11 protein-coding genes are annotated in these 10527 nt (G+C 55.9%); 9 read left to right on the top strand and 2 right to left on the bottom strand.

Translation table 11 applies throughout. The annotated features are described in order from the left end of the window. From B3520_RS01010 to B3520_RS00980, 7 genes are all read left to right on the top strand, one after another. A partial coding sequence (locus B3520_RS01010; RefSeq protein WP_286875126.1) for a hypothetical protein occupies positions 1-250 on the top strand: 250 nt, incomplete at its 5' end. After that, the gene (xdhC, locus tag B3520_RS01005; RefSeq protein ID WP_286875124.1) at positions 247-1122 is read left to right on the top strand and encodes a xanthine dehydrogenase accessory protein XdhC; all 876 of its coding nucleotides are present in this window, start codon (positions 247-249) and stop codon (positions 1120-1122) included. The genes B3520_RS01010 and xdhC, both read left to right, overlap by 4 nt. Then, the gene (gene uraD, locus B3520_RS01000) at positions 1119-1634 is read left to right on the top strand and encodes a 2-oxo-4-hydroxy-4-carboxy-5-ureidoimidazoline decarboxylase (protein ID WP_286807039.1); all 516 of its coding nucleotides are present in this window, start codon (positions 1119-1121) and stop codon (positions 1632-1634) included. The genes xdhC and uraD overlap by 4 nt, the downstream gene beginning before the upstream one ends. Before the next feature lie 8 nt (positions 1635-1642). Beyond that, complete coding sequence (gene uraH / locus B3520_RS00995) at positions 1643-1981, top strand: hydroxyisourate hydrolase (RefSeq protein ID WP_286807038.1); 339 nt, start codon at positions 1643-1645, stop codon at positions 1979-1981. 11 nt (positions 1982-1992) lie between these two features. Beyond that, positions 1993-3333 (top strand): guanine deaminase, encoded by a 1341-nt coding sequence (gene guaD / locus B3520_RS00990; RefSeq protein ID WP_286807037.1) that lies wholly within the window; start codon positions 1993-1995, stop codon positions 3331-3333. 13 nt (positions 3334-3346) lie between these two features. Next, entirely contained in the window at positions 3347-4555 is a 1209-nt protein-coding gene (locus B3520_RS00985) for a urate hydroxylase PuuD (RefSeq protein WP_286807035.1), read from the top strand. Beyond that, a complete protein-coding gene (locus B3520_RS00980) occupies positions 4555-4887 on the top strand; it encodes a DUF1330 domain-containing protein (RefSeq protein WP_265366744.1) in 333 nt (110 codons plus the stop codon). The genes B3520_RS00985 and B3520_RS00980 overlap by 1 nt, the downstream gene beginning before the upstream one ends. Here B3520_RS00980 and B3520_RS00975 read toward each other — a convergent pair. Beyond that, the gene (locus B3520_RS00975) at positions 4848-5351 is read right to left on the bottom strand and encodes a cupin domain-containing protein (protein ID WP_286807034.1); all 504 of its coding nucleotides are present in this window, start codon (positions 5349-5351) and stop codon (positions 4848-4850) included. The two genes, B3520_RS00980 and B3520_RS00975, sit on opposite strands and share 40 nt — an antisense overlap. An 88-nt stretch (positions 5352-5439) precedes the next feature. Further along, complete coding sequence (puuE, locus tag B3520_RS00970) at positions 5440-6360, bottom strand: allantoinase PuuE (protein WP_286807032.1); 921 nt, start codon at positions 6358-6360, stop codon at positions 5440-5442. Between the two features lie 337 nt (positions 6361-6697). Between puuE and B3520_RS00965 the strand changes: the two genes are divergently transcribed. Both B3520_RS00965 and B3520_RS00960 read left to right on the top strand, forming a co-directional pair. After that, positions 6698-8149, top strand: a complete 1452-nt coding sequence (locus B3520_RS00965; protein ID WP_286875121.1) for an adenosine deaminase family protein — start codon at positions 6698-6700, stop codon at positions 8147-8149. Between the two features lie 346 nt (positions 8150-8495). Continuing rightward, positions 8496-10527 (top strand): TonB-dependent siderophore receptor (locus B3520_RS00960; RefSeq protein ID WP_286875119.1); only part of this gene is annotated, 2032 nt, incomplete at its 3' end.

Here is a 10527-nt window from a genome sequence, read left to right as displayed (position 1 = left end):
GGTCAAGCTGGCGGAGTGGTCGGCCAACAAGGCTCCGACAATCCGTCGCTCCAAGGCGGTGGGCGAGCCGCCGCTGATGCTGGCGATCTCGGTCTGGGCGGCGCTACGCGATGCCTGCGCCAGCCTGACGGATTACCGCTTCAGCCCGCGACTCGATACCCCGGCAACGCCCGAGCGGGTCTACTGGGCGCTACGTGAATGCGAGGCTTTCAATCGCACCGGCAAGCCGGTCGAGGAGGTGGCCGAATGAATCCGCGTGTGAACTGGCAGGACGCCATTGCGTATTGCGCGCGCCAGGGGCGTGGCTACGTGATTGCCACCGTCATAAGCACCCAGGGCTCCACCCCGCGCGATGGCGGCAGCAAAATGGTGATCGATTCCGAGCGCACCTATGACACCCTGGGCGGTGGCCAGTTGGAATTTCTGATCGTGCAGCAGGCCCGCGAACATCTGGCAAAAAATGAAAGTGGCCAATGGCTCAAACCGTTTCCGTTGGCCGCCGAAGCCGCACAGTGCTGTGGTGGCAATGTCACCGTGCTGCTGGAAAGTTACCCCGCCAGCGACTGGACCTTGGCACTGTTCGGAGCGGGCCATGTCAGCCGGGCGCTGACCACGATTCTGGGCGAGTTGCCCTGCCGGGTGGAAATTATCGACAACCGCCCGGAGCTGATGACCGAGTCGCTACCGGAGAATTGCCACTACCACTATTGTGAATCCCCGGTCAGTCGTATCGACGCCTTGCGGGACGATACCTGGGTGGTGATTTTTACCCATGATCACGCTCTCGACTTTGCCCTCTGTGATCGTTTACTGGCGGATTACCGCTGGGCGTTTACCGGGTTGATCGGGTCCGACACCAAAGCCCTGCGCTTTCGCAAACGGTTGGCACAGGCCGGCCACGACAATGCGATGATCGATCGCCTGGTCAGCCCCGTCGGCCTGCCCGAGGTCAAAGGCAAGCGTCCCATGGAAGTGGCGGTTTCCATTGTCGCGCAACTCCAGAGCCGGTATTACGCCGAGGCGCGCCCGCGTCCAGGGACCTCATGGCGAGAGATCAAGCGCCTGCTCGCCAGCCCCGAAAACCGGAGCGCCGACTCCACGGCCAAGGAACCTTTGAAATGACGCCGACCGATGCGATCGACGAACTGAACCTCTCCCCCATGGAGCAGGCCTTCGAACAGCTATACGGCTGCTGCCACTGTCGCCGCTGGGCCCACGATATGGTCGCCGCCCGACCTTTCGAAAATGTGATGGACGTACTTGCTCACGCCGAGCGTTTTTGGGCGAGCGCTACTGAAACGGAAATTCTGGAGGCCTTTTCCGGTCATGCGCGAATTGGAGATACCGAAAAGCTCCGCTCGCGCTTTGCCGGAAAGGCCAAAGACGAACAGGGTCAAGTACTGCAGACCGACGAATCGGTACTGCATGAGCTGCACCAGTTGAACGTCGATTATGAACAGCGACATGGTTTTATTTTTATCGTCTGCGCCAAGGGCAGAAGTGCGGAAGCGATGCTCCAGACGTTGCGCGAGCGCATCGACAATTCCCGCGCCGAGGAGTTGCGCAACGGCGCCAGCGAGCAAGGACAGATCACCCGCCTGCGGCTTCTTCAGTGGCTTCAACCAACCGAGTAGTGAAAACTATGGCACGAACCCCGATTACTACCCACGTACTCAACCTGGAAACCGGCCGCCCGGCGGCAGGAGTGGAGGTTGGTCTCTACCGCGCCGATGACGCTGAACCCTTGGTGACCGGAACCACCAACAGAGATGGTCGCATCGGTCATTGGTCCAGCGCCTTTTTCATCGAGCCCGGCGTGCATCGCCTGTGCTTTGCGGTGGGAGATTGGTTCGCCTCTCGCGGCGTGGACAGCTTCTACCCCCAGGTGGATATTTACTTCAGCGTCGAGTCGGCAGAGGAGCACTACCACGTGCCGGTGCTTCTAAACCGCTTTGGTTACTCGACCTATCGTGGCAGTTGACGGAGCGGTTTATGACGGCAGTATTTGACACGGCCTATCGCGCCGCCATTGTGCATTTTACCGATGAGCCCGATCCGCACACCGGAGCCGGCCTGGAATATTTTGAAGACGGCGTACTGCTGGTCGACGATCGGGGGCGGGTTGTGACCGTCGACCATGCCAGGGTCCTGCAACGTCAGGGCCTGGATCTGAACCGGTGTCGACACAGCCCCGACTGGTTGCTCATGCCGGGGTTGATCGACAGTCACATTCACTACCCACAGACCGGGGTCATCGCCTCTTACGGCGAGCAGTTGATCGACTGGTTGAATCACTATACGTTTCCCGCAGAGCAGGCGTTTTCCGATGCCGAGTACGCCCGGCTCGAGGCGGAGCGCTTTGTTGACCTGCTGCTCGCCCACGGCACCACCACCGCCATGGTGTACACCACCGTCTACCCGCAGTCCACCGATGCCTTCTTCGAGGTCGCCCGACAGCGGGACCTGTGCATGCTGGCGGGCAAGGTGATGATGGATCGCAATGCCCCGGAAGCGTTGCTCGATACCGCCACCGGGAGCGATCGACAGTGCCGGTCGTTGATTGAACGCTGGCACCACAACGGCCGTTTACATTACGCCCTGACGCCACGTTTTGCGCCGACCAGCACCCCCGAACAGCTGCGTCTGACTGGGGAACTCTACCGGACCTACGATGACCTTTACCTGCAGACTCACCTGTCAGAAAACCTGAATGAGCTCGCATGGGTCAAAACACTTTTCCCCGACGCTCGGGATTATCTGGATGTGTACGATCGCTACGGACTTTTGGGAGAGCGCAGTGTCTTTGGTCACGGCCTGCATCTGAGCGATGTCGAGCTGAAGCGCTTGGCCGATACCGGCTCTTCGGTCGCCTTCTGTCCGACGTCCAACCTGTTTCTCGGTAGTGGTTTACTGAATGCCCGGCGGCTGACCGATGCTAGAGTCGAGATCAGTATCGCCACCGATGTCGGGGGCGGAACCAGTTTTTCAATGCTGAAAACACTTGCGGAAGGTTACAAGGTGCTTCAGCTTCAAGGCCAGAACCTGAATCCGTTACAGGCCTTTTACTGGATCACCCTGGGCAATGCCAGGACACTCAAGCTTGATCACCGCATAGGCAACTTCGCTCCGGGAAAAGACGCCGATTTTATTCTGATCGACCGGTCGTCCACTCCGCTCCAAGCATATCGACAAGCAAGAGCGGGGACGCTGACGGAATCGTTGTTTGCATTGATGATGCTGGGAGACGAGAACAATATCGCGAGCACCTATGTGATGGGGCGGCCACAGTTTCAACGACAGTCAGTCACGGCCCAGCAGGCGACTTACGTATAGAAGGGGAACGGATTTGGACACAGTATTGATTGATTGGCTGAACCTGGCGGTACGTTGGTTTCATGTGGTGGCCGGGATTGCCTGGATCGGAGCCTCGTTTTACTTCATTTGGCTCGATCTGAACTTGCGCGAGCCGCCGACATGGAAAAAAGAAAAAGGCATCAAGGGCGATCTCTGGGCGATACATGGGGGAGGTATTTACGAAATAGGAAAGTATCGGCTGCGACCGGAAGCCATGCCCGAGAAACTGCACTGGTTCAAATGGGAGGCCTACAGTACCTGGTTGAGCGGGACTCTGTTATTGATCCTGCTTTACTACGTTCAGGCCCGTACCTATCTGGTGAGGCCCGACGCTTGGATCGAAACACCGGGAGCCGGGGTGGTGGCGAGCCTGCTGTTTATTGCTCTGGGGCAACTGTGCTATGAAGCGCTGCTGAGGACACCGCTGGTAAAAAAAGGGTGGGGGTTTGCCGTGGCGTTGATGCTTTTGATCACCCTCGCAAGTTGGTTGGCACAACAACTGTTTTCCGGGCGGGCCGCGTACCTTCACGTGGGGGCGATGATCGCCACTTGGATGGCGGGCAATGTGTTCTGGGGCATCATTCCCGCACAAAAATCGTTTGTGGCGGCGGTGAGCGAAGGACGGGAGCCGGATGCGGCCAAAGCCCAATTCGCCAAGCTGCGTTCCACGCACAACAACTACCTTACGCTGCCGGTTATTTTCTGCATGATCAGCAACCATTACCCATTTCTCTACGGCCATCCACAGGCCTGGCTGGTATTGTCCGCCGTGGGTATTCTGCTCGCTTGGGGCCGGCATTACTTCAACCTCAAGCATCAGGGCCACCATCGCCCGGCGGTGCTGCTCTCCAGTGCGGCGGGTCTCGTCGTGGTCGCGGTACTGGCCTCATGGCCCAGTTCCGATTCGTCGGCCGGCGCAGCATCGGAATTGCCTGCGCCGGCGCAAGTGGATGCCTGGGCGACCCGGCACTGTGCCAACTGCCATGGGGTTGACCCGGTGCAGCCCGGCTTTCGGGCGCCGCCAGCCGGGCTGGTCATAGAGTCCTCGATGGATCTGGCAGCGCACAGGGACCTTGCACTGCCGGCAATCCAGTCGAGCTATATGCCTCTGGGTAATATGACCGGACTGACCGATAAGGAGCGAGTCGCCCTGGTCGCTTGGTTGAAGGCGCAGAACTCTCTGGAAAAGGAGGCTCAGTAATGGTGGCTTACATTATTGTCGATATCGATGTGCATAACCCGGAACCCTATCGGGAGTATCTGAAAAAGATTACGCCCACAGTGGCAGCGTGCGGCGGTCGCTATCTGGTGCGTGGGGCGCGGACCAAAGTTTTACATGGCAATTGGCAGCCCGAACGAGTAGTCGTCATGGAGTTTCCCGATTGGGAACGTGCCCAGCACTGGGCCACCTGCGAAGAGTACCAGCCCATCCACCAGTTAAGGCAGGCCAACGCCAGCGTTCGTATGATTCTGGTGGACGGCTCGGTGGAAGCTCAATGCCGGGTGAGTGCTTCGATCAGTACGCTGTGCTGAGGGAATAGTTCGATTAAGCCAGTCCGCTTTCCCAGAGTCATATCAGCAAAATCAAACCCCGGCGATACGGCTTCACTGATCAAACCGTAGCCACTGGTCCCAGACAATAGGCGCGATGCCTTCCAGGTACCACCCTGAACCGTCAACTGCAGGCGCTGCCCCCTGTTCACATTTGGTCCCATTACCACGCGTTCCAGTTTACCGTCCGGGTGGATCAGGAAGTACTCGATCGGGTCGCCGAGGTGAAAGTAATGCACAATGTCCGAGCGGTTAAGGTGGAAATGACCTACTGGTGAGGTATCGGTCAGCAGGTAGTGAATGGACGTCATTAAAAACCGCTCGCCGTAGCGGGTCATGATCGGGTCGCGATCATCGGCCTGAAAGGTGCGACGATAAAACCCTCCCTCCACGTGTTGTTCTAGTCCCAAAGCCCGGATGACCGCTTCAGCGCTCGGTGTGGTCATTGTTGGATCTCCTTGTGCGGTGAGGCCTTGGCAGGCGGTAAGTGCCGAGACGCATAGCCCAATGATAAGAGATCGATAAACCATAGCATCAACTCTCCTGTTCGGTGGCTGGGTGATGCTGGTGCCAGTGACGGGCGATATCCACCCGGCGGCAGCACCAGACATCCTCGTGGTCGAGTGCGTAGCGGACAAAGCGCTCCAGTGCCTGGAACCGACCTGGCCTGCCAATGATGCGACAATGCAGCCCGACACTCATCATTTTCGGTGTCTCGACGCCCTCGGCATAAAGGGTGTCGAAGCTGTCTTTCAGGTATGTATAGAACTGCTCACCACAGTTGAAACCTTGTGGCGCGGCGAAACGCATGTCGTTGTTGTCCAGCGTGTAGGGAATGATCAGGTGTGACGGTTTACCCTCGTCATGATACCAGTAGGGCAGGTCATCGGCGTAAGAGTCGGAATCGTACAGGAAGCCTCCGCGCTCAATGATCAGTGACCGGGTGTTCGGACTGTCCCGTCCGGTATACCAGCCCAAGGGCGGCTCGCCAGTCACCCGAGTATGAGTCTCAATGGCTCTCTCGATTTGCGCCCGCTCCTCTTCGATAGGCATAAACTGGTGGTCGATCCAGCGGTAGCCATGACTGGCAATTTCCCAGCCGGCCGATAGCATGGCTTCCACGGCGGCCGGGTTGCGTTCCAGGGCCATGGCCACTCCATAAACGGTGACGGGTACGCGCCACTCGCTGAATAAGCGGTGCAATCGCCAGAAACCTGTTCGGCTTCCGTACTCGTAAATGGACTCCATGCTCATGTGTCGGTCGGGATAGGCCTTGGCGCCAATGATCTCGGACAGAAAAGTCTCCGAGGCGTCGTCGCCGTGAAGCACGCAGTTTTCTGCTCCCTCTTCGTAGTTGATCACAAACTGCAGGGCCATACGGGCGTTCCCGGGCCAATTGGCCTTGGGGGGACGGTTGGCATAGCCGATCATGTCTCTGGGGTAGGAATCGTTCATTATGGGGCTCACTTGGGCGAAATTATCAAAGCAGAGAGTTGAACTACTCTCATTGCGTGTTCAAAAACTGTGCCATTGGACAGGGTATGATAAACACAGTATATGCAGACAAAGTGCCGTATTTCGGGGCAATACGGGCTGAGAGTGCACCATCAAATTACAAATCTCGACCATATAGACAGGTTATCTTCTGGCGGCGCACAGCAGTAACGCGGCGTTCATGGCGTAATCAGAAAATTGGTATTGCAATTGCTAGCCAAAGGGAGAGAGTAACGAATCCAGCGCCGCACCCGTATGTGCTGCACTTGGAAAGTCCATCACCTAAACGGATCACTGAATGAAAACCACACCGCTTTCCAAGACCTTGATTTTAGCCTGGTTGTCGGCGGCCTTCTGGCTGGTGCTTGGCGCCGCACAGGCCGAAGCCGAGGGAGACTGGTTTGAACGCTTCAAGTCCAAAGCTTCAGACCGCGAACTTTATACTTTTTTATATGCCATGCCCAAGGGCGGCGACTTACACAACCATATGAGTGGCTCGGGGCTACCCGAATGGTGGTACGAGCTGGCTTTGGAGCAGAAGGCACACGGGTACGAGTTCTACACCAAGGTCAAAATCAACAACTGCAAGCCTTACGGCCATAATGAGTTCGGACGGCAGCCCTACTTGCTGTTGTTTCACAACATAATGGCCTCGACCTATGAGGATCTCCCCGAGTGCGAGCGCTCTGAATACAAGCTGTTGTCGGAGCTCAACGAAAAGGAAGTTGAAGGTTGGAAGAATAGCTTGGTGCTCAATCACGATCATGAGGGGCGGGAAGAGTTTTTTTCCACCCACTGGCAACGATTTGATGAGTTGCTCAACAGCCCTTACTTGATGATGGAGATCCTCTACCGCAATATGAAGGCGTTCGGACAGGAGGGTTTGATTTACCTCGAAACTATGATGGGAGCCAAGGGCTTTACCGAACCGGACGGGACGCCCATTCCTGCGGATAAGGTGGTGGCCATGTACAAGGAGCGGTTGAATCAGAAGGATGCCCGGGACACCGGTGTTACCGTGCGGTTCCAGGAATCAATCCTGCGTTTTGCGCCCAACGCCGAACAGCAGTTGATCGACGCCTATGAGTTTGTCTCCGAGCATCGGGATCTGTATCTTGCGGTGAACATGGTCGGACGCGAGGACAACGACAAAGGCTACCCTATGCGGTTCAAGGAAACCTTGCGGGACCTGCGTCGGACATACAGCAATGTACGCCTGTCCATTCACGCCGGTGAACTGGATGAGCCTAACCGCCATATTCGAGATACCCTGATGCTGGGTGCGGATCGCATTGGTCACGGTATTCAACTGATCAACGACGAAGAATTGCTTCGTGAGCTACGCCACGGGCCCTACCTGATCGAAATCAACCTAATTTCCAATCTGCTGCTCGAGTATGTAGAGGATTATGCGGATCACCCGTTTCCCGAGTATTTGCGTATCGGCATTCCGGTGGCACTTTCAACCGATGACAGGGGTATGTGGGACTCGAATATTACCGATGAATTCTTCGTCGCGGTAAAGGAGTACAACCTTTCCTGGAGAGAACTGACACAACTAAGTCGAAATTCCCTTGCCTACTCATTTGTCGAAGATGAAGTCAAGCACAAATTACTGGAAACCTTTGATGAACGCATCGAAGACTTCGAGTCGCGCTTCATACAACGCGGGCTGTCATCTATAAAGTCTGTTGAGCCGATCAGCCATGGCTTCATTTGCGACCAGTATCAGCTCTGTTTATCGGATTAACCAGTCTCTCTCCTCACCGTTACAGGTGACGTTCTCTTTGCCGGCGGACCTTGGTCCGACCGGTTTTTTTTATTGTAGATCAAAGAAAGTCACCAATTGGTGCAACTTGGTCCAGAGTGCATCAGCAGTGACCTCCGAACCTCATTCTTGCGTTTCCACAAGGCGAACCTTCTTCTTTCAGATAATCATTTGAATCAAATTTAGATGATCGTAACCAATTGATTTTAAAGAAATATTTTGAATAAATTTAAAATCGTAACCAAATGGACAGGAAATGGCATGGCGCTTGCAAACTTCTTTGCAGCTGTTCAGGCAAATACAAAACAGACTTTGGAGTGCACGTACTATGATCACGAACACCCGCTTTAAATACAAAGAGCTCGCATTGATTATTGCCCTTAGTAGCGGTCTGGCAAGCACCGGCGCTGTCGCTCAAGACGAAGAAACGGACGAAGAGTCCGTGGACCTCGGTACTTACACCACCGAAGGAGCGGTGGAAGATACCATGGGGCTGATGCCTAACGAGCCTGTCGAATCCGTTTTCGGGTTCGGAAAAACCCTGCTCGAAACGCCGCGCGGTGTGACCTCCGTGAGCGCCAGTATGATGGAAAGCTTCAATATTACCGACATAGACGATCTGGTCCTGATCGCACCCGGCTCTTTTACCCAATCCTTTTTTGGGGTCGCGGGTTCTTTGGATGTTCGGGGCACACCGGGTGAGGTATATTTTCGGGGCGTGCGTCGGGTAAATAACCCCGGTAACTACCCCACCCCAATTGGGGCATCGGACCGCATCGATGTGGTACGCGGGCCCGCCAGCCCAATCTATGGTCCTTCCAAAATTGGGGGCTACCTCAACTTCGAGCCCAAATCCGCTCGTGCGGAAACCGGCCAGTACCTGACCGAGCCCACGGGCGAGCTGTCCATCACCCGTGGCAGCTGGGATAAAAATATTCTGACCGCCGAGGTCGGCGGCCCGGCCAGCATTGGCGATAAGCCGATGGGTTACTACATCTATGCGGAAACCGAAAATTCCGGTAGCTACTACGACTACAGCAAGACGGATCAGAACATCCTTCAGGCTTCGTTCAACATGGATATCAGTGCCGATACGCGTTTCGAATTCGGTGGTATGTACCACGAATACGACGGCAACCAGGTCGCGGGCTGGAACCGCTTGACGCAGGACCTGATTGACAACGGTACCTACATTACCGGTACCGCGCAGCCAGTTGATACCGACGGAGACGGCTACAACTCTCCTGATGAATATGACGCCTGGAAAACGACCTTCGTCAACCCTAACAACTTCTTTGTGCCCGCCTCTTCAGCGACGGACGCGGATATGGACCCGGCTTGGGAGCTGGAAAACGCCGGCACAACCCAATTGGAAGGTAATCAGGTCCTTGTGGGGCCCGAAGACTTCCTGAAAACCAACGTTGAAACGCTGTACTTCGACATTATCCACCGGGTCAGTAACAACTTCACGATCACGAACAAGACCTTCTATGAAGGCGTGGATAACGCCAATGAAAACGCCTATGGCTTTAGTGCCACGTTCGATACCTACGCGATCGAAAACCAGACGATTTTCGCGTTTGATGCTCAGCACAGTGACTGGCTGCACGGTAGCTACCAGATATCCCCGAGTATCCGTTATACCGATTTTGAGCATGGCGAGGAATTCGACTACGAATACTTCGACCGGCGTGACTTGAGTCAGCCAATTGCCGGTATGGACCGGATGTTGCTGGCGACCATGACGGACTCCGATTATTCCAGCTACAAGGTGGGTGACTTCACCGATTACGGTCTGGCATTCCTAGCAGATTATGACATTGGTGAAAACCTTGATGTGATGCTCGGCGCTCGTTACGACAGTGTTGAGTTCAATACCGACGTGGTCACCGAAAAAGTTCGCGTTGTGCCGGACGTGACCTCCGCCTCCGAAACCGAAGACGGAGTGTCCTGGACCGCGAGCGTCTCCTACAAGCTGCCGTTTGGCTTGACGCCTTATATGACCGCTTCGGAGCAAGCCACCATCATCATGGGGCAGGGCTCTGAAATCAGCCCAGATCTGGTGACCAGTGGTGATGTGCTGGCGGACTCGGAGCTCAATGAAGTGGGCCTTAAGGGTAGCTTCCTGGATGACCGCCTGTATATCTCCGGGGCCTGGTTTGAGCAAAGCCGTACCAACTACAGCGCTCAGGATCAGGTAAGCAACAGCACCACCGAGAGTGAAGGTTACGAACTGGAGGCGCGCTTCCTGGTGACTGATAACTTCACCATGACGGCGGCGTTCACCCATGTGGAAGTGACCAATCTGACCGCGCTGGAAAGTACCGGTAGTCAGTTCGGTTTCCAAGGGGCGGGCGATC

Source organism: Marinimicrobium sp. UBA4509, assembly GCF_002388575.1.
Classification (GTDB): Bacteria; Pseudomonadota; Gammaproteobacteria; order Pseudomonadales; family Cellvibrionaceae; genus Marinimicrobium; species Marinimicrobium koreense.
Note: the sequence above shows the minus strand (reverse complement) of the source record. Positions and strands in the feature narration are given on the sequence as shown.